Origin of the sequence: Actinomadura opuntiae, from assembly GCF_030283205.1 — a bacterium.
Taxonomy (GTDB): domain Bacteria; phylum Actinomycetota; class Actinomycetes; order Streptosporangiales; family Streptosporangiaceae; genus Spirillospora.
Genome location: NZ_JASNWF010000035.1, coordinates 19,070 through 39,027, shown reverse-complemented (window position 1 = coordinate 39,027; position 19,958 = coordinate 19,070). Strand labels below are relative to the sequence as shown.

General features: G+C 72.3%; 16 protein-coding genes and 1 pseudogene. 14 read left to right on the top strand and 3 right to left on the bottom strand.

What is annotated here, in order from left to right:
• Nucleotides 1-3 precede the first annotated feature (3 nt).
• Nucleotides 4-369, bottom strand: a complete 366-nt coding sequence (locus QP089_RS45135; protein ID WP_285920752.1) for an MmcQ/YjbR family DNA-binding protein — start codon at nt 367-369, stop codon at nt 4-6.
• A 162-nt stretch (nt 370-531) separates the two neighbouring features.
• Between QP089_RS45135 and QP089_RS45130 the strand changes: the two genes are divergently transcribed.
• Entirely contained in the window at nt 532-1,464 is a 933-nt protein-coding gene (locus QP089_RS45130; protein ID WP_285920751.1) for a PDR/VanB family oxidoreductase, read from the top strand.
• A 10-nt stretch (nt 1,465-1,474) separates the two neighbouring features.
• Here the strand turns inward: QP089_RS45130 and QP089_RS45125 are convergent, their stop codons facing one another.
• Nucleotides 1,475-2,428, bottom strand: coding sequence for an alpha/beta hydrolase (locus QP089_RS45125; RefSeq protein WP_285920750.1), 954 nt, complete (start codon nt 2,426-2,428; stop codon nt 1,475-1,477).
• Between the two features lie 122 nt (nt 2,429-2,550).
• Between QP089_RS45125 and QP089_RS45120 the strand changes: the two genes are divergently transcribed.
• The 10 genes from QP089_RS45120 (at nt 2,551) to QP089_RS45075 (ending at nt 16,254) form a co-directional block, all read left to right on the top strand.
• Nucleotides 2,551-3,588, top strand: a complete 1,038-nt coding sequence (locus QP089_RS45120; protein ID WP_285920749.1) for a helix-turn-helix domain-containing protein — start codon at nt 2,551-2,553, stop codon at nt 3,586-3,588.
• Nucleotides 3,589-3,729: 141 nt separating this feature from the next.
• Nucleotides 3,730-4,374 (top strand): ABC transporter permease, encoded by a 645-nt coding sequence (locus QP089_RS45115; RefSeq protein ID WP_285920748.1) that lies wholly within the window; start codon nt 3,730-3,732, stop codon nt 4,372-4,374.
• Entirely contained in the window at nt 4,371-5,579 is a 1,209-nt protein-coding gene (locus tag QP089_RS45110) for an ABC transporter ATP-binding protein (RefSeq protein WP_353070738.1), read from the top strand. Before QP089_RS45115 ends, QP089_RS45110 begins: the two co-directional genes overlap by 4 nt.
• Nucleotides 5,576-6,358 (top strand): ABC transporter permease, encoded by a 783-nt coding sequence (locus QP089_RS45105; RefSeq protein ID WP_285920747.1) that lies wholly within the window; start codon nt 5,576-5,578, stop codon nt 6,356-6,358. Before QP089_RS45110 ends, QP089_RS45105 begins: the two co-directional genes overlap by 4 nt.
• Nucleotides 6,359-6,380: 22 nt before the next feature.
• Complete coding sequence (locus QP089_RS45100; protein ID WP_285920746.1) at nt 6,381-7,337, top strand: glycine betaine ABC transporter substrate-binding protein; 957 nt, start codon at nt 6,381-6,383, stop codon at nt 7,335-7,337.
• 136 nt (nt 7,338-7,473) lie between these two features.
• Nucleotides 7,474-8,430 carry an MBL fold metallo-hydrolase gene (locus QP089_RS45095; protein WP_285920745.1) on the top strand — a complete coding sequence of 319 codons (957 nt, stop codon included), beginning with the start codon at nt 7,474-7,476 and terminating at the stop codon, nt 8,428-8,430.
• Nucleotides 8,414-10,018, top strand: a complete 1,605-nt coding sequence (locus QP089_RS45090) for an FAD-dependent monooxygenase (RefSeq protein WP_285920744.1) — start codon at nt 8,414-8,416, stop codon at nt 10,016-10,018. The genes QP089_RS45095 and QP089_RS45090 overlap by 17 nt, the downstream gene beginning before the upstream one ends.
• 196 nt (nt 10,019-10,214) lie before the next feature.
• On the top strand, nt 10,215-13,829 hold the full coding sequence (metH, locus tag QP089_RS45085; protein WP_285920743.1) for a methionine synthase: 3,615 nt from the start codon (nt 10,215-10,217) through the stop codon (nt 13,827-13,829).
• A 116-nt stretch (nt 13,830-13,945) separates the two neighbouring features.
• Nucleotides 13,946-14,998, top strand: a complete 1,053-nt coding sequence (locus tag QP089_RS45080; RefSeq protein ID WP_285920742.1) for a GlnX family signal transduction membrane protein — start codon at nt 13,946-13,948, stop codon at nt 14,996-14,998.
• Between the two features lie 2 nt (nt 14,999-15,000).
• Nucleotides 15,001-16,254, top strand: a complete 1,254-nt coding sequence (locus QP089_RS45075) for an ABC transporter substrate-binding protein (protein ID WP_285920741.1) — start codon at nt 15,001-15,003, stop codon at nt 16,252-16,254.
• A 3-nt stretch (nt 16,255-16,257) separates the two neighbouring features.
• Here the strand turns inward: QP089_RS45075 and QP089_RS45070 are convergent, their stop codons facing one another.
• Complete coding sequence (locus QP089_RS45070) at nt 16,258-16,956, bottom strand: TetR/AcrR family transcriptional regulator (RefSeq protein WP_285920740.1); 699 nt, start codon at nt 16,954-16,956, stop codon at nt 16,258-16,260.
• An 83-nt stretch (nt 16,957-17,039) separates the two neighbouring features.
• On the opposite strand from QP089_RS45070, the pseudogene QP089_RS45065 reads away from it, so the two are divergent.
• From QP089_RS45065 to QP089_RS45055, 3 genes and pseudogenes are all read left to right on the top strand, one after another.
• Nucleotides 17,040-18,152 (top strand): annotated as a pseudogene (locus QP089_RS45065) (class I adenylate-forming enzyme family protein); the annotation flags it as partial.
• Nucleotides 18,153-18,275: 123 nt separating this feature from the next.
• Nucleotides 18,276-18,599, top strand: a complete 324-nt coding sequence (locus tag QP089_RS45060) for an AMP-binding enzyme (RefSeq protein WP_285920798.1) — start codon at nt 18,276-18,278, stop codon at nt 18,597-18,599.
• Nucleotides 18,600-18,681: 82 nt separating this feature from the next.
• Nucleotides 18,682-19,956 (top strand): acyl-CoA dehydrogenase family protein, encoded by a 1,275-nt coding sequence (locus tag QP089_RS45055; RefSeq protein WP_285920739.1) that lies wholly within the window; start codon nt 18,682-18,684, stop codon nt 19,954-19,956.
• Nucleotides 19,957-19,958: the final 2 nt, after the last annotated feature.

The window sequence follows — 19,958 nt, the reverse complement described above, 5'->3', positions numbered from 1 at the left end:
GCCTTATTGGCGGGGAGCGTTGCCGGGCGTGTCGAGGAGTGCCGCGAGCCGCTTGGGAGCGATCAGGCGATAGCTGTCCTCGATGAGCTCCGCCAGTTCCTTCCAGTCCTGCTCGACGTCCAGGCGGGCGCCGACCCAGCCTTTGGCGCCGACGTACTTCGGGACGAAGAAGCGCTCCGGGCTTTCCGAGACCAGGGCCTCCTGCACGCCCGGGCCCGCCTTGAACATCATGGACGAGCCGTCCTCGCTGGTCATCACGAACAGCTTGTCGCGAACACGGAAGGAGGGCGACGTATGACCGCCGAACGGCTTCTCGGTCGCCTCCGGCATCGCCATGCAGATCTCCCGGACCTGCTCGAGAACGTCCATGCCGCCGGCCCCTCCCCATGATGGATGCTTTCAGCACCCTAGGCCGCACCTCCGACAGCGCCACAGCGCCGGGGGGAGGGCTTCCGTTCGGCGGAAGGCGGGGTGTTGCACGGGTGGGCGAGCGGCGAGGGTCGGGGCGACGCCGAACGCGAAGGAGGGCCCGTGGCCGAGCAGATCACCGTCGAGACGGAGGTCGTCGTCCAGGAAAGGACGGACCTCGCTGAAGGCGTCGTGGGGCTGACGCTGCGCGCCGCCGATGGTGGCGTGCTGCCGTCCTGGCGGCCCGGGGCGCACGTCGACCTGCTGTTGCCCGGTGGTCTGGAGCGGCAGTACTCCCTGTGCGGCGATCCGGCCGACGAGCGGGCATGGCGGCTCGGCGTGCTCAAGGAGGGGCCCGGGTCGACGTTCGTCCATGAGCGGCTGGGCATCGGCGACTGCCTGGTGGCACGCGGCCCGCGCAACCACTTCGCCTTGGAGGACGCACCCGGCTACCTGTTCCTGGCCGGAGGCATCGGCATCACGCCGATCCTGCCCATGGTGGCCGCCGCCCACGCGGCGGGCGCGGACTGGCGGCTGCTGTACGGCGGGCGGCGGCGGACGGCGATGGCCTTCCTGGACGAGCTGTCCTGCTACGGGGACCGGGTCGACGTGCGGCCGCAGGACGAGTTCGGACTCCCCGACCTCGACGCCGCGCTGTCGGGCCTCGCGCCGGGGACCCTCGTCTACTGCTGCGGCCCCGAGCCGATGCTCGCGGCGGTCGAGGAGCGGTGCATGCCGGGCGCGCTGCGCACCGAGCGGTTCGCGGCCAAACCCGTCACCGGCCCGGACGAGCCGTTCGAGGTCGAACTCGCGCTCAGCGGCCGCACGCTGAAGATCGAGGCCGGACGCTCGATCCTGGAGACGGTCGAGGAGGCGGGCGTCACCGTCCTGTCCTCGTGCCGCGAGGGCACGTGCGGCACCTGCGAGACCGCCGTCCTCGACGGTGAGCCCGACCACCGTGACTCCGTGCTCACCGAGGCCGAGCGCGCGGACGGCGGATTCATGATGATCTGCGTCTCGCGCGCCCGCACCCCTCGCCTGACCTTGGAACTGTGAGCGTCTCGGCTCAGATGGGTTGCTTGGCCGTGTGGAGGGCGCGGCGGAGTGCGTTGAGGCGGTCGGCGGCCATGCGGCGGGAGACGGCGGCGTCGGAGATCAGGGACGAGCCGTGGAAGGTGCCCGGGTAGTGGTGCACCTCGGTGCCGACGCCCGACTGGACGAGGCGGAGCGCGTAGGCGAGGCCCTCGTCGCGCAGCGGGTCGAACTCGCAGGTGGTGACGTAGGCGGGCGGCAGGCCGGTGAGGTCCTCGGCGCGGGCGGGCGCGGCGTAGGGGGAGACCCCGGCGGTGCCGCGGACGCCTTCGCCGAGGTAGTAGTCCCAGCTCAGCTCGGCGTTCGGGCGGTTCCAGATGGGGGTGTCGATGTAGGCGCGCATCGAGGGGGTGTCGAGGCGGTCGTCGAGCTCGGGGATGCCGAGGAGCTGGAAGCACAGGGCGGGGCCGCCCCGGTCGCGGGCCAGCAGCGCGGTCGCGGCCGACAGGCCGCCGCCGGCGCTCTCCCCGCCGACCGCGAGCCGGTCCGGGTCGATGCCGAGGTCGGCGGCGTTGGCGGCGGTCCAGGTCAGCGCGGTGTAGCAGTCCTCCAGACCGGCCGGGAACGGATGCTCGGGCGCGAGCCGGTACTCCACGGACAGCACCACCGCGCCGACCTCGGCGGCGATGCACAGCGCGTCGTCGTGGAAGGCGTCGACGCTGCCGAGGACGAACCCGCCGCCGTGGATGTAGACCAGGCCGGGCAGCGGGCCGGTGGCGGCGGACGGAGTGAAGATCCGCACCGGGACGGCCGTGCCGTCGCCGGGCACGGAGACGTCGCGGACCTCGACCGGGACGGGCGGCTCGTACCGGGGCCGCGCGCCGAGGAGCTGCTCGTCGGCCTGCCGCATCCGGACGGGATCGGTCAGCGTGATCTCGGGGATCATGGCGATCCAGGGCGCGAGCTCCGGGTCGAAGGCGTACGTCACTGTCGGGCTCCTCTCGGCGGCTGACCGACAGTTTCGCCGCCGCCGCGAGGCTTGCCCAGCCGCCATCCGCCGGGGAACGCCTTCCGGAATCCGCCGTTCGTCGGGTGTCGTACGATCCGTCCATGAAGGGGCTGCTCCTGCGGTTGTCGGGGCTGGACGCCGACGCGGAGAACGCCGTCCGGGTGATCGGCTTCTTCGACCGGCTGATCGCCGGGCGCGCGAGCCCCCGTGCGCTGGTGCGCGCCACCGCGACGCTCGCCGAATGCCCCGCCGGGCTCGCCGACCCGGCGCGCGGCGTGTCACTGCGCTCGGAACCCGGCGCGGGCGCGCAGGAGCGGGCCGTCCGGGAATTCTCCGAGACCGGACGCGTGTGGCTGGAGCGGGCCGGCACGCCGCTCCCGCTGGACGACATCGTGCTCGAACGGTTCGCGATCGCCGCCGCGGTCCTGCTGGAGAACGGGCGCGACGAGCCGGACGACGCCGCGCTGGTGGAGCTGGTGCTGTCGGCGGACGCCGCGGAGGTCGACCGGTCCCGCGCCCTGCGGACGCTGCGCTTCGAGCCCGCCGCCCCGCTGCACGTGCTGGCCGTCGCCGGCACCGGCACCGGCGTGCAAGCCGTGCTCGGCGCCCTCGGCCGGGACGCGCGGGCCGCGTCGCCCGGCCGCATGCACGCCGTCCTGACCCGCGAGGTCCCGGCCGAGCTGGAGCGGCGGCCGCCGCACGGGGCGCGGATCGGGGTGGGGCCCGCGCTGCCGGGCGTCGAGGCGCCGGAGGCGTGGCGGCGGGCGCGGGCCGCGCTGCGGTTCACCACGCTCGGCGACGGGCTGCCCGCGGTGGTGCGCCACGACCGGCTCGGCGGGCTGGCCGCGGTCGCCGCGCGGCTGCGTCCCGCCGACATCGCCGAGGTCGCGGACGTGGCCGCGCTGGACCGGCTCGCCGCCGAACCGCACGGCGACGACGTCCTGGAGGTACTGGTCGCGTTCTGCGCGACGGGGTCGACCCGCAAGGCCGCCGCCCGCGTGCACCGGCACCACAGCACGATCGCCGCGCGGCTGGCGCAGGCGGAGCGGCACCTCGGGTTCTCCTTCCACGCGCCGGGTGGCCGGTTGCGGCTGGAGCTGGCGTTGCTGCTGCGTCACCTGCGGGACGAACCCGGCTGAGTCCCGGTTAACAGATCTGTGTCCTGACTTTTCTTGCCATACTGATCACCCGTAGGCAGCCTCTTCTGATATGGGAGACGCCCGCCTGACCGTCCTCGCCCCGGTTCCCCCGCCCCCGCCGCCGAGAGACGGAGGGCGCGCATGAGCTTCTCCGACTACCTCGCCGACCGGTGGCCGACGATCGCCCGGCAGATGGCCGAGCACGCCGAGGTGGTGCTGATCGCGGTCGGCATCGCGGCGGTGATCGGGATCGGCCTCGGCATCGCGGTGGAGGGCCGCCCGCGGGTGAGCCGGCTCGCGCTCGGCGTCACCGGCACGATGCTGACCGTCCCGTCGCTGGCGCTGTTCGGGCTGCTGATCCCGCTGTTCGGGCTGGGGCTCGCGCCGACGATCACCGCGCTGGTGCTGTACGCGGTGTTCCCGATCCTGCGCAACACCATCACCGGGCTGGAGTCGGTGCCGGGCGCGGTCGAGGAGGCCGCCCGCGGGATGGGGATGGGCCGGGCGAGCCGGATGCTGCGGATCCGGCTCCCGCTGGCCTGGCCGGTCGTGCTCACCGGCGTCCGGGTCGCCACGATCATGACGGTCGCGATCGCCGCGATCGCCGCCGCCGTCGCCGGCCCCGGCCTCGGCGAGCTGATCTTCGGCGGGCTGTCGCGGATCGGCGGCGCGAACGCGCTGAACGACACGCTCGCCGGCACGATCGGCGTCGCGCTGCTGGCGCTCGCCCTGGACCTGCTGTTCGCCGTCGTGCTGCGGCTGACCACCCCGAGGGGCGTGCGATGAAGGAGATGATCCGCCTCGACGGGGTCACCAAGCGCTACCCGGGGCAGGCCGCGCCGGCCGTGGACGGGCTGACGCTGAGCGTCCGCGAGGGCGAGATCGTGGTGCTGCTCGGGCCGTCGGGCTGCGGCAAGACGACCACGCTGCGGCTCATCAACCGGCTGATCGAACCGACCGAGGGGCGGATCTTCCTCGACGGCGAGGACGTCACCCGCGTCGACCCCGACCGGCTCCGGCGCCGCATCGGCTACGTCATCCAGCAGGTCGGGCTGTTCCCGCACATGACGATCGCCGCGAACATCGGGCTCATCCCGCGCACGCTCGGCTGGGACAAGAAGCGCGTCCGCGCCCGCGTCGACGAGCTGCTCGACATGGTCGGCCTCGACCCGGGGACGTACCGGAGCCGCTACCCCAAGGAGCTGTCGGGCGGGCAGCAGCAGCGCGTCGGCGTGGCCCGCGCCCTCGCCGCCGACCCGCCCGCGATGCTGATGGACGAGCCGTTCGGCGCGATCGACCCCATCACCCGGGAGCGGCTCCAGGACGCCTTCCTGGAGCTGCAGGCACGGATCGGCAAGACGATCGTGCTGGTCACGCACGACCTGACCGAGGCGCTCAAGCTCGGCGACCGCATCGCGATGCTGGGCCAGCACGGCCGCCTGGTCCAGTACGACGCGCCCGCGGCGATCCTCGCCGAACCCGCGGACGAGTTCGTCGCCTCGTTCGTCGGATCGGGCGCCGCGATGCGCCGGCTCCGGCTGGTCGAGGTCGGGTCCATCGAGCTGGTGCCGGTCGAGGCCGTCGGCACCGTCTCGACCAGCGTGCGTGCGGACCAGAGCCTCTACGAGGCGCTCGACGCCATGCTGCGGCACGGAGACGAGGGCGCGGTCGTCCTGGACGAGGACGGCCGTCCCGCCGGCGCCGTCTCCTGGTCCACGATCGTCCGAGAAACCCCACGGTCCGGGGAGGCGCCGCGGTCCGGGGAAGCCTCGCGCACTGGGGAGGCGCCGCGTTCCGGTGAGGTCCCGCGTTCCGGTGAGGTGCCGCGTTCCGGTGAGGTGCCGCGTTCCGGGGAGGTGTCGCGGTCCGATGAGGCCTCGCGCACCGGCGAAGTGCCGCGTACCAGCGGGCCGACCAGTACCAACGAGCCTTTGGGAAGTGGTGGGGCGGCGTTGATGCGGGGGCCGGACGGGGAGGGTGGGCGGCGGTGAGCGTCACGACGGTGCTCGACGGGCGCGCGGACGAGCGCGGCGGCGCGCGGGCGGTGGGGCGTTCGGCCGCCGGTGTGGCCGCGACGCCGGCCGTTCTGGTGCTGGCGACGGCCGCGCTCTTCGTCTACCTGCGCGGGCGGCACCTGGACGCGATCGAGCGGCGGTCGATCAACCGGGACGTGATCATCCAGCGGTTCGTGGAGCACATCGAGCTGGTGGCGGCGTCGACGGCCCTCGTGCTCGCCATCGCGATCCCGCTCGGCGTGCTGCTGACCAGGCCGGGGCTGCGCCCGCTGGCCGCGCCGTTCCTCGCGCTGGCGAACGTCGGGCAGGCCGTCCCGTCCATCGGGGTGCTGGTGCTGCTCGCCGTCACGGTCGGCATCGGCTTCCAGAAGGCGGTGATCGCGCTCATCCTCGTGTCCGCGCTGCCGGTGCTGCGCAACACCATGGTCGGCCTGCAGGGCGTGGACCGCTCGCTGATCGACGCGGGGCGCGGCATCGGCCTGTCGCGGACCGCCGTGCTGCTGCGCGTGGAGCTGCCGCTGGCCGTGCCGGTGATCCTCGCCAGCGTCCGGGTCGCGGTCATCCTCAACGTGGGGACCGCGACGCTGGCCGCGTTCACCAACGCGGGCGGGCTCGGCGACCTCATCAACACCGGCATCGCGCTGAACCGGACCCCGATCCTGCTCACCGGCAGCGTCCTGACCGCCGTGCTCGCGATGGCGGCGGACTGGCTCATCGGCATCGTCGAGCACTACCTGCGCCCGCGCGGCGTCTGAACCCCCTTCGAGGAGAGTCACCATGCGCCTGCTCCCGATCGTCGCCTCCGTCACCGCCGTCGGCCTGACCGCCGGGTGCTTCAGCTCGTCCGGCACCGGTGCCGAGGCGGGCAGCCTCGCCAAGGGCAACTCGCTGAAGGGCGCCACCGTCACCGTCGGCGGCAAGGAGTTCACCGAGCAGCTCGTCCTGTGCCAGATCACGGCGCTGGCGCTGCGGTCGGCGGGCGCGACCGTCAAGGAGAAGTGCGGGCTGCAGGGCAGCAACACCACGCGCGCCGCGCTGACGTCCGGCGGCATCGACATGTACTGGGAGTACACCGGGACGGCCTGGATCAATTACCTCAAGCAGACCAAGCCGCTCAACAATCCGACCGAGCAGTACCAGGCCGTCGCGCAGCAGGACCTCGGTAAGAACCACGTGAAATGGCTGGCGGCCGCGCCAGCGAACAACACTTACGCGATCGCGGTGAAGACCACGACGATGCAGCAGCTCGGCATCACGAACCTGTCCGGCTACGCGAAACTCGCGCACACCGATCCGGCGAAGGCAGGTACCTGCGTCGCGAGCGAGTTCGCCGGACGCAGCGACGGATGGCCGGGGCTGCAGAAGGCGTACGGGTTCACGCTGCCGAAGTCGGCGGTCGCGACCCTTGCGGAAGGAGCCATCTACGACGCCATCGGCAAGGGGAAGCCGTGCAACTTCGGTGAGGTCGCCACCACTGACGGGCGCATCAAGGCGCTCGGCCTCACCTCGATCCCAGACGACAAGAAGTTCTTCCCCGTCTACAACCCGGCGCTCACGCTGCGCGATTCGGTGTACAAGGACCATCCCGCCATCGAGAAGATCATGAACCCGGTCGCGGCGGCGCTCAGCGACTCCGTCCTGCAGACGCTCAACGGCGAGGTCGACATCAAGGGCAAGGAGCCTACGGACGTCGCGCAGACCTGGCTCCAGTCGAAGGGCTTCATCGGCAAGTGAAGCGTGTAGTGGGGCACCGGAGACTGTGCCAATCGGCGGCCGGTCCCGCTGTCGGAGTTCGTTGTTCTCCGCCGGTGCTCCCCGGGCAGGACTCCAGGGGCGACCGAGTCCGGCGGGACCGCAGGGGAGGCATCGGATGAAACCGTTCGCGTCGTCGGCCGATCTGGCGGAGAAGGAGCGGAGCCTGGAGGTGCTGGCGGACGGCGTCTATGCGCTGACCGCCGAAGGCGATCCGAATGTCGGCGCGGTCGAGGGCGAGGATTTCGTCGTCTGTTTCGAGGCGCTGGCGACGCCGGTGGCGGCGCGTGAATGGCTGTCGATGCTGCGCGAGTACACCGACAAGCCCGTCCGGTATCTGGTGCTGTCGCACTATCACGCGGTGCGGGTGCTGGGGGCGAGCGCGTTCGATGCCGACGTCATCGTGGCGCACGAGAAGACGCGCGAACTGGTCGCCGAACGCGGGAAGCAGGACTGGGAGTCGGAGTTCGGGCGGATGCCGCGGCTGTTCAAGGAGCCGGAGTCGATTCCGGGTCTGACGTGGCCGACGGCGACGTTCAGCGACCGGTTCACCATCCAGTTGGGCGGCGACCGGGGCGAGCTGGTGCTGCGCTATTGCGGCCGCGGGCACACCGAGGGCGACATCGTGGCGTGGTTGCCGCGGCAGAAGGTGCTGTTCGCCGGTGACCTGGTCGAAGCGCAGGCGGCGCTGTACACCGGCGACGCCTTCCACCGTGACTGGGCGTCGGGCACCTTGGACCGCGTCGCGGCGCTGGGCGCCGAAGCACTGGTCGGCGGACGCGGCGCGGTCGCGGCCGGCCGGGAGGCGGTGGACGCGGCGATCGGCCAGACGCGGCATTTCCTGCAAGTGATGATCCGCGAGGTGACGGCCGTGCAGGGACGCGGAGGGACGTTGAAGGAGGCGTTCGAGGCGGTCCACACCGAGCTGGAACCGGAGTACGGACGGTGGCCGATCTTCGAGCACTGCCTTCCGTTCGACGTGTCCCGGTTGTGGGACGAGCTGTCGGGCATCGGACGCCCGGCCATCTGGACCGCCGAGCGCGACCGGGCGGTCTGGGATGAACTCCAGAGCTGAACCCGAACCCGACGGGAGTGCCGGGAGCGGCCCGGCCGTCATCGCCGGCGCCGGGCCCGTCGGGCTAGTGACGGCGCTGCTGCTGGCGCGGTTCGGCGTCCCCACCGTCGTGCTGGAGGCCGCCGACCACCGGGATCCCGCCGGGTCCAAGGCGATCTGCTTCCAGCGCGACGTCCTGGACGTCCTCGACCGAGTCGGCTGCGCGGAGAAGATGATCGCGCGCGGCGTCACGTGGACGACCGGCCGCACCTACTACCGCGGCACCGAACTGTTCGCGGTCACCTTCCCCGGCGCCGGAGGCGACGCCGTCCCGCCGTGGATCAACATCTCGCAGGCCGAGGTCGAGCGGTACCTGCACGACCTCGCGGACGCCGAACCGCTGGTGGACGTCCGGTACGGGCACCGCGTCACCGGCTTCCGGCAGGACGCGGACGGCGTCCTGGTCCACGCGGCGGCCCGCGACGGCGACACCGCCGTCGCGGGCAGCCATCTCGTCGGGGCGGACGGGCCGCACAGCACCGTCCGCCGGCTGCTCGGCGCCGGATTCCCCGGCCGATCGTTCGACGACCAGTTCCTCATCTGCGACATCCGCGCCGACCTGCCGTTCCCGAACGAGCGCCGCTTCTACTTCGACCCCGACTGGAATCCCGGCCGGCAGGTGCTGGTGCACCAGTGCCCCGACCGCACCTGGCGCATCGACTGGCAACTGCCCGCGGGCTACGACCTCGAAGCCGAGCGTGCCTCCGGGGCGCTGGACGCCCGCATCCGGCGGATCACCGGCGACGCCCCGTACGAGATCGTGTGGACGTCGGCGTACCGGTTCCATCAGCGCTGCGCCGAGACCTTCGGACACGGGCGGGTGTTCCTGGCGGGCGACGCGGCGCACCTGTACGCGCCGTTCGGAGCGCGCGGGCTGAACTCCGGCGTCCAGGACGCCGAGAACCTCGCCTGGAAGCTCGCGTTCGTGCGCCACGGCCAGGCTCCGGAAGACCTGCTCGCGAGCTACGACGCCGAACGGCGCGCGGCGGCCCAGGAGAACCTGGCGGTCACCACCCGCACCATGGAGTTCCTCGTCCCGCACACCGGTGAGGAGAAGGACCGGCGGCTGAGCGCATTGGAAGCGGCCCTCACCGATCCCGCCGCCCGTGCCACCATCGACTCGGGAAAGCTCGCCGAGCCGTACTGGTACCTGGACTCCCCGCTGACCACCCCGTCCGGCCCCGCCGACGACTTCCCGCACACGGCCGGCGCCGCCCGGCCGCCGATCCCCGGCGTCCTCTGCCCGGACGGCCCCTGCGAAGTCGACGGGCACAAGACCCGGTTGCGCCGCCTGTTCGGCACGGAGTTCGTCGTCCTGGCCGCCGACAAGCGACGGTGCTCCCGGATCCGAAACCTGGCGGCCGGAGCACCGGTCATGGTGCACGCCCTGGACGCCATCGACACTGACGGCGTCATCCGCGCCGCGCTGGGGGCGGGTCCCGACACCGTCCACCTCGTCCGGCCCGACGGCCACCTCGCCGCCGTCCTGCCGGCCTTCGACCCGGACGCGCTGACCGCGGCGCTGCGCCGCGCCTGCGGCCGCACCTGACCCCGCGACGCCGCCCGTCCCCGCTCCCGCCTGGGGCTACGCGGAAAAGCCCGATGGGAGTTTCACAGGCGCCGGGTCGATTGGGTAACCTCGGGACCGGGCCGAGAGGCGCTGCAACGGACGCGCGCGTCCGCCACGCTCGGCCCGCAGACCGTGACACGCAAGGGCGCCTCCCAACGAACACGGGAGGTGGCTGGTGGGCAGGACCGAAGAGCTGCGCGGGCTTCTGGACGAGCGGGTCGTGGTGCTCGACGGCGCGTGGGGCACGATGCTCCAGGGCGCCAAGCTCTCCCCGGAGGACTACCGGGGCGACCGCATCGGCGGCGACCACGAGAAGGACGTCACCGGCGACCCGGACCTGCTGAACCTGACCCGGCCCGACGTGATCCTGGACGTCCACCGGCAGTACCTCGACGCCGGCGCCGACATCACCACCACCAACACCTTCACCGCCACGAGCATCGGGCAGGCCGACTACGGGCTCGAGGGCCTGGTGCACGAGATGAACGTGCAGGGCGCCCGGCTCGCCCGGCAGGCCGCCGACGAGTACGGGAACCGGTTCGTCGCCGGCTCGGTCGGCCCCCTCAACGTCACGCTGTCGCTGTCGCCCCGGGTCGAGGACCCGGCCTACCGCGCCGTCACGTTCGACCAGGTCAAGGCCTCCTACGCGGAGCAGATCGCGGGCCTGGCCGAGGGCGGCGTCGACCTGCTGCTGATCGAGACGATCTTCGACACGCTGAACGCGAAGGCCGCGATCGCGGCGGCCCGCGAGGTCGCCCCCGAGCTGCCGCTGTGGATCTCCGTCACGATCGTCGACCTGTCCGGCCGGACGCTGTCGGGGCAGACCGTCGAGGCGTTCTGGCGGTCGATCGAGCGCGCCGAGCCGCTGGTCGTCGGCGTGAACTGCTCGCTGGGCGCCGAGGAGATGCGCCCGCACGTCGAGGAGCTCGCGCGGATCGCCGGCACCTACACCGCCTGCCACCCCAACGCCGGCCTGCCGAACGCGTTCGGCGGCTACGACCAGACACCGGACGAGATGGGCGTGAAGCTCGGCGACTTCGCCGCGTCCGGCATGGTGAACGCGGTCGGCGGCTGCTGCGGGACGGGCCCGGCGCACATCGCCCGCATCGCCGAGGCCGTCCGCGGCACCGCCCCGCGCGAGGTCGCCTCGCCCGGCAAGGCGACCCGCTACAGCGGCCTGGAGCCGTTCGAGATCGGGCGCGACACCGGCTTCGTCATGATCGGCGAGCGCACCAACGTCACCGGCTCCAAGCGGTTCCGCAAGCTGATCGAGGCGGGCGACCACCAGGCGGCCGTGGACGTGGCGCTGGAGCAGGTGCGCGGCGGCGCGAACCTGCTCGACGTCAACATGGACGCCGACCTGCTCGACAGCGAGCGGGAGATGACGACGTTCCTCAACCTGATCGCGACCGAGCCCGAGGTGGCCCGCATCCCGATCATGGTCGACAGCTCGCGGTGGAGCGTGCTGGAGGCCGGGCTGAAGACCGTCCAAGGCAAGGGCGTCGTCAACTCGATCAGCCTCAAAGAGGGCGAGGAGCCCTTCCTGGAGCAGGCCCGCCGCATCCGCGACTTCGGCGCCGGCGTGGTCGTCATGGCGTTCGACGAGCTGGGCCAGGCCGACACCGCCGACCGCAAGGTGGAGATCTGCGGCCGCGCCTACGACCTGCTCACCCAGAAGGCCGGGTTCGCGGCCGAGGACATCATCTTCGACCCGAACGTCCTCGCCGTCGCGACCGGCATCGCCGAGCACAACGGGTACGCCAAGGCGTTCATCGAGGCGCTTCCGCGGATCAAGGAGCGCTGCCCCGGCGCCCGCACCAGCGGCGGCATCTCCAACCTGTCGTTCTCCTTCCGCGGCAACGATGTCGTCCGCGAGGCGATGCACTCGGCGTTCCTGTTCCACGCGGTGAAGGCCGGGCTGGACATGGGCATCGTCAACGCCGGCCAGCTCGCCGTCTACGAGGACATCCCCGCCGACCTGCTCGAACTCGTCGAGGACGTGCTGTTCGACCGGCGCCCCGACGCCACCGACCGGCTCGTGTCGTTCGCCGAGAACGTCAAGGGCAAGGGCACCCAGCGCGAGGTCGACCTGTCCTGGCGGGACGCGCCGGTGGAGCAGCGGCTGTCGCACGCGCTCGTCCACGGGATCGTCGACTTCATCGAGGAGGACACCGAGGAGGCCCGGCAGCGGCTGCCCCGTCCGCTGGACGTCATCGAGGGCCCGCTGATGGACGGCATGAAGGTCGTCGGCGACCTGTTCGGCTCCGGCAAGATGTTCCTGCCGCAGGTGGTCAAGAGCGCCCGCGCGATGAAGCGGTCGGTCGCCTACCTGGAGCCGTTCATGGCGGCCGAGAAGGAGAAGGCGCTGGCCGAGGGCCGCGTCGAGGCCGAGCGCGGCCAGGGCAAGATCGTGCTGGCGACGGTCAAGGGCGACGTGCACGACATCGGCAAGAACATCGTCGGCGTCGTCCTCGGCTGCAACAACTACGACGTCGTCGACCTCGGCGTGATGGTGCCCGCCGCGAAGATCCTCGACACCGCGATCGAGGAGGGCGCCGACGCGGTCGGGCTGTCAGGCCTGATCACCCCGTCGCTGGACGAGATGGTGTCGGTGGCGACCGAGATGCAGCGCCGCGGGATGAAGCTGCCGCTGCTGATCGGCGGCGCGACCACGTCCCGGCAGCACACCGCGGTGCGGATCGCGCCCGCCTACGACCAGACCACCGTGCACGTGCTGGACGCCTCCCGCGTCGTCGGCGTGGTGTCGAACCTGCTCGACCCCGAGCGCGCGAGCGCGCTGGCGATCTCCAACGCCGAGGAGCAGCAGCGGCTGCGCGAGCAGCACGAGCGCAAGCAGCGCGCCCCGATGCTGACCATCGAGAAGGCCCGCGCGAACCGCGAGACGGTCTCCTTCGACGACCTGCCCGTGCCCGCCTTCACCGGCGTCCGCACCGTCGAGCCGGACCTGGACGAGCTGCGCGCGATGATCGACTGGCAGTTCTTCTTCCTCGCCTGGGAGCTGAAGGGCAAGTACCCGGCGATCCTCGACCAGCCGGTCGCACGCGAGCTGTTCGACGACGGCAACAGCCTCCTCGACAAGATCATCGCGGACGGGCTGCTGCGCGCCCGCGGCGCCTACGCGTTCTGGCCCGCGCACTCCGACGGCGACGACATCGTCGTGGACACCGGCGACGGGACGCGGTTCCCGATGCTGCGGCAGCAGACCGCCAAGCCGGAGGGCCGGCCGAACCGGTGCCTGGCCGACTACATCGCCCCGTCCGGCGACCACCTCGGCGGGTTCGCGGTGACCGTGCTCGGCGCGGAGGACCTGGCCGCGCAGTTCGAGGCCGACAACGACGACTACCGGTCGATCATGGTGAAGGCGCTGGCGGACCGGCTCGCCGAGGCGTTCGCCGAGTACGTCCACCTGCAGGCCCGGCGCGACTGGTTCGAGCCGGACGCCGACCCGAAGCTGGAGGACCTGCACGCCGAGCGGTTCCGCGGTATCCGACCGGCGCTCGGCTACCCGGCGAGCCCCGACCACAGCGAGAAGAAGGACCTGTTCGACCTGCTCGGCGCGCAGGAGCTCGGGATCGGGCTGACCGAGTCGTACGCGATGACCCCGGCCGCCAGCGTCAGCGGGCTGATCTTCGCCCATCCGTCCGCGCGGTACTTCACCGTCGGCCGGATCGGCCGCGACCAGACCGAGGACTACGCGGCGCGGCGCGGTCTCGCCCTTCCCGAAATCGAGCGGTGGCTGCGCCCGAATCTCGCCTACGAAACGCAGTGAGCTGCGGTGACCGCCGCGGGACTGTCCTGAACCGGCCACTTTTCGGGCCCGCCGGAGCGGCTTTCCTCCGGTAATCGAAAGGAACCGGAAAAGGGCCGCGGACTAGCATGGCCGGCGTGTCGGTAGCGCTGGCCGCCCGGGCGGTCCCGAGGCGGTGGAGCACCCCGCGCTGGCTGTGGACGGTGCTCGCCGCGGCCGTCGGGCTCACGGTGCTGTCCTGGCTCGCGGCGACGGCGGTGCTGGTGGGGAGCCGGTCGGCGGTGTCGTCGGTGAAGGACGGCGGCGCTCCCGCCTACGTCAGCGCGCGCACCGCGCACGCTGCGCTGTCGGACGCCGACCGGGCCGCGTGGCAGAGCTTCCGCTCCGGCGCGGCGCAGCTCATCGGGCCGGGCCAGCAGTTCCGCGACGATCTGACGACGGCCAGCGACAATCTCGCGCGCCTCGCCGAACTCGATTTCGGCGGCGCCGCCGGACGCGATCTGCTGCGCGCCGTGAACGCGCAGGTCGTCACCTATCAGGGACTGGTCGAGCAAGCGGACGCGACTTACCGCGAAGGGCTCGAAAAGCTCGGCTACGCCTATCTCAGCTACGCCTCCGACATGCTGCACGGCGACGGCGGGCTGCTGTCGCGGATCGACGAGATCGCGCAGCGGGACCTGAACGGCATTTCCGATGAGCGCCATTCCCCCTGGACCGGAGGCGGCCTCGCGGTCGCCGCCGCCGTCGCCGGGGCGGCCCTGCTCGCCGTGCTCGGCTACGCGCAGGTGGCGATGGCGCGGCGATTCCGGCGCCTGGTCAACCCGCCGCTGGCCTCCGCGTCCGTGGTGCTGGCCGGGCTGATCGTCTGGACGTCCGCCACGTTCCTGCACGTCGACCACGCCTTCGCCGGCGCGTCCGACAATGGGCTGCCCGCCTTCGACCGGACGGTCCAGGCGCAGATCCGCAGCGCCGACGCCGGTGCGGGCGCGCTCCGCGCGGGACGCGCCGCCCCGCAGGACGGCGGCCTGGACATCGTCGCGGCCGACAAGGCGCAGCGTCCCCTCGAGGCGAAACTGTCCGACGCCACCGACACGCGGGGCCTGGACGCCGGGCTGCCGCTGCTCTCGCTGGCGGTGGCGGTCCTCGCAGGGCTCGGCGTGTGGCTCCGGCTCCGCGAGTACAGGAGTTGACCGTGCGACTGCTGGCAGCGCTCCTCCTGCTCTGCGCGTTCACCACCGTGTCCTGCGGCGGCGCCGGGTCCGGCGAGAGCGTCACGGTGCTCGGCTCGTGGACGGGGGCCGAGGGCGATGCGTTCCGGGCGATGCTGTCCGGCTTCGAGAAGAGCACCGGCATCCACGTCGACTACACCGGGACCCGCGACGCCCGTGCCGTCCTCGCAAGCGAGCTGCACGACGGCACGCCGCCCGACACCGCCGTCCTCGCCAACCCCGGCGACCTGCGCACCTACGCCGCCGCCGGGGAGCTGAGGCCGGTCGGCGGCGCCCGGCAGGGCATCGGCGGCGACCTGACCGGCGCCACCGGCCCGGACGGCGTCCGCCGCCCCTACGGCATCGTCGTCAAGGCGGCCGTGAAGGGCCTGATCTGGTACGCCCCGCGCAGCCTGCCCGCGGACACGCGCGCGCGGCTGGCGCAGCCGATCGGGTCGTTCGACGACCTGGCGAAGATCGCGTCCGGCGCCGCGTCCAAGCCCTGGTGCCTCGGGCTCGCCGACACCTCCAACTCCGGCTGGCCGGGCACCGACTGGATCGAGGACGTGCTGCTGCACGAGTCCGGTCCGGCCGTCTACGACCAGTGGGTGTCGGGGACGCTCGCGTGGACGTCCGACCCGGTCCGCAAGGCCTGGCAGAAATTCGGCTCGGTCGTCGCCGGCACCCCGTCCGGGACGGACGCCGTCCTGCTCACCGGCTACGGCAAGGCGGGCGCGCCGATGTTCGCCAGCCCGCCCGGGTGCCTGTTCGACCACGCGGGGTCGTTCATCACCGCCTTCTACGGCCAGACCTCCGGCCGCCCGCAGGCGGGCGGCGACTACGACTTCGTCCCGTTCCCCGGCGGGCAGGCGGTGGAGATCGGCGGCGACCTGCTCGGCATGTTCCGCGCCACCCCGGCCGCGCGCAAGCTCGTCGCCTACCTGACCACGGCGAAGGCCCAGGAGACCTGGATCCAGCGGCCGGGCAGCGGCGCGTTCTCGCTCAACCGGTCGGTCCCGCCGAGCGACTACCCCGATCCGCTGTCGCGGCGGATCGCGCAGACGCTGGCGAGCGCGAGGACGGTGCGCTTCGACGGCTCCGACTCGATGCCGACCGTGATGGCCGCCGCGTTCGACCACGCCGTCCTGGAGTACGTCACCGACCCGACCGCGAAGCGCCTCGACGCGATCCTCGCCTCGCTCGACAAGGTCCGCCGCACGACCCGCTTCGAGCGCTGAGGGTCAGGCGCCGGGGTCGGCCTCGACCAGGGCCAGGGCGAGGCGGCCGAAGCGGTCGGCGACCTCGACGGCGGCGAGCGGGCCGTCCTCGCGGAACCACACCGACACGCCCGTCGCCATCGTGAGGATGCCGCGCACCGCCTCGGCGGGATAGGGCGTGCCGAACGCGCCGGACGCCACGCCGTCGTCGACGACCCGGTGGAACAGCCGCTCGTGCTCGTCGCGCTTGCCGATGAGCAGCGCGCGCTCGCGCTCCTCGATGCTGTGCATCTCGCCGACGCCGAGCACGGCCTCGCGGCGCAGCTCGGTGTGCACGAGGACGTGCTCGCGGACGAGCCGGCGCAGCCGGCCGGCGGGGTCGGGCGGCCCCGCGTCGAGCACCGCCCGGCACCGCTCGATGAGGTGGTCGATGGTCCGGTGCATGATCGCCACGAGCAGGTCGTGCTTGGAGCCGAAGTAGTGGTAGAGCACGGCCGGGCTCATCCCGGCGCGGTCGGCGACGTCGCGCACCGACGTGCCGTTGAACCCCTTCTCCGACATCGTCTCGACGGCCGCCGAGATGAGGATCCGGGTGCCGGGCGTGTCGCCCGGCCGCGACAGCGCGTCGCTCGACGTGGGCGTGACGTCGGCGGGCGTGCGGTGGGCCGGGGTGCCGCGCCCCCGGGACGCGCGCTGCGGCGCGGCGCCTGCGTCGTCGTCCACGAAGATCCTCCTCTGGATTCCGCCTGCATTCCAACGTACATTCGTTCAATGCCATCCCAGCCGGCTACCGGGAGTGTGACACCGTGACCGCACCCGTCCCCGATCCGCTGGCGGCGCTGACCGCCGCGCACCCGTCCAGGACCGCGATCATCGAGGGGGACCGGCGGCTGAGCTACGCCGAGTTCAACGCGCTGGTCAACCGCTACGCCAACCTGCTGGTGAGCCTCGGTGTCCGGGCGGGCACCAAGGTCACCTGGTGCGGGCGCAACAGTACCGAGGTAGTCGCGCTGATCGCGGCGCTGCGCAAGGCCGGCGCGATCGGCGTCCCGCTGAACTACCGGCTGAGCCCGGAGGAGGCGGCCTACGTCGTCGGGAACGCCGACAGCGCGATCGTGCTGTTCGACGCCGAGCAGGCGGCCCAGCTGGAGCTCGCGGCGCGCGAGGTCGAGGGCGTCGGGAGCTGGCTGGCGTTCCGCTGCGCGACCGGAGGCGTGCCGGAGTGGGCGTCGGACCTGGACGCGGGCGCCGCCGCGAGCCCGGACACCGAGCCGTCGGCCGCCGGCGACGACCCGGCCGCCGGCACCGCGATGTTCTACACCTCCGGGACGACCGGCAAGCCGAAGGGCGTGGTGCGCGGGCAGCCCGACCCGGAGATCGTCATCGGCCTGGTCACCGAGATCGGCTACCAGCCCGAGGACGTCTACCTGACGACCGGGCCGCTGTACCACTCCGGCCCGATGAGCTTCATGCTGATCGTCCAGCAGATGGGCGGGACGGTCGTGGTGATGCGCGACTTCGATCCCGAGCGCTGGCTGGAGCTGGTCGAGAAGCACAGGGTGACCGCGACGTTCTCCGCGCCGACCCCGATCCGGCGCGTGCTCGACCTGCCGGACGAGGTGATCGCCGCCCGCGACCTGTCGTCGCTGCGGCGGTTCATCGCCAACGCGGCGCCCTGGCCGTTCGAGCTGAAGCGCCGCTACGTCGAGAAGATCGGCGACGGGTCGCTGTTCGAGGTGTACGGGTCGACCGAGCTGGGCGTCGACACGATCCTGCGGCCCTAGGACCAGATGCGCAAACCGGGCAGCTGCGGCCGTCCCGCGCCCGGCATCGAGATCGCGCTGTTCGACGACAAGGGCGAGCGCGTCGAGGAGCCGCACGTGCCCGGTGATCTTTACGTGCGCAGCAAGGCGACGTTCGACGCCTACTACAAGGCGGACCGCAAGTTCGAGGACGCCAAGCTCGGCGAGTGGCTGACGGTCGGCGACATCGCCTACCGCGACGAGGAGGGCTTCTACTACATCTGCGACCGCCGCACCGACATGATCATCTCGGGCGGGGTGAACATCTACCCGGCCGAGATCGAGGCCGTGCTGACCGCGCACCCGGCCATCGCGGACGCGGCCGTGTTCGGGATCCCGTCGCAGGAGTGGGGAGAGTCCGTGCAGGCGGCGATCGTCGTGCACCCGGACGCCGAGGCGACCGACGCCGAACTGGACGCGTTCTGCCGCGAGCACCTGGCCTCCTACAAGGTGCCGCGCGGGTTCGACCGGATCGCCGAGGTGCCGCGCAACCCGTCGGGCAAGGCGCTCAAGCGGCAGCTGCGCGACCCGTACTGGGAGTCGCACGGAACGAAGATCGGCTGACCGGGACCGGCCGGGTGCGGGCGGCTTCCCCGCCGCCCGTCCGCGGTGCCAAGCTGGCCAGAGCAAGCGTTAGGGAGGGTGAGTGGACTTCGAGTTGCCCGCGGAGCTGACCCGGCTCCTGGCCGATCTCGACGCGTTCATCGAGCGCGAGATCGCGCCGCTGCAGGCGCAGGACGACAACGAGCGGTTCTTCGACCACCGCCGCGAGTACGCGCGCACCGACTTCGAGAACGGCGGCGTCCCGCGCCCGGAATGGGAGGAGCTGCTCGCCGAGATGTTCCGGCGCGCGGACGCCGCGGGCTGGCTGCGCTACGGCCTGCCGGAGTCGCTCGGCGGCTCCGGCGGCACGAACCTGGACATGGCGGTGATCCGCGAGCACCTCGCGCACAAGGGCCTCGGCCTGCACAACGACCTGCAGAACGAGTCGTCGGTCGTCGGGAACTTCCCGTTCGCGCACATGCTCCTGGAGTTCGGGACGGACGAGCAGAAGGAGGAGTTCCTGCAGCCGATGCTCGCCCGCGAGAAGCGCATCGGCTTCGGCCTCACCGAGCCCGACCACGGCAGCGACGCGACGTGGATGGAGACCACCGCCGTCCGCGACGGCGGCGACTGGATCCTCAACGGCGCCAAGCGCTTCAACTCCGGCATGCACTCGGCGACCCACGACGTGGTGTTCGCCCGAACCTCCGGCAAGCCGGGCGACGCGCGGGGCATCACCGCGTTCTTCGTCCCCACCGACGCCCCGGGGTTCTCGGTCGACTTCCACTGGTGGACGCTGAACATGCCCACCGACCACGCCGAGGTCACCATCCGGGACGTGCGGGTCCCGGACTCGGCGGTGTTCGGCGCCGAGGGGGAGGGGCTCGCGGTCGCGCAGACCTTCGTGCACGAGAACCGGATCCGGCAGGCGGCGTCCGGCGTCGGCGCGGGCCAGTACTGCATCGACCGCAGCGTCGCGTACGCGCGGGAGCGGGTGACGTTCGGGCAGCCGCTGGCGACCCGGCAGGCGATCCAGTGGCCGCTGGTGGAGTTGCAGACCGAGGCGGAGATGCTGCGCGGGCTCGTCCGCAAGACGGCCTGGGAGCTGGACCGGGTCCCGCACGCGGAGATCAGCGACAAGGTGTCGATGTGCAACTACCGCGCGAACCGGTTCGTGTGCGAGGCGGCGGACCGGGCGATGCAGGTGCACGGCGGCCTCGGCTACACCCGGCACACCCCGTTCGAGCACATCTACCGGCACCACCGCCGCTACCGGATCACCGAGGGCGCCGAGGAGGTCCAGATGCGCAAGGTCGCCGGCTACCTGTTCGGCTTCGCCGGGCCGAACCGGATCCGATCCGGCGCGGGGAAGGGCTGACG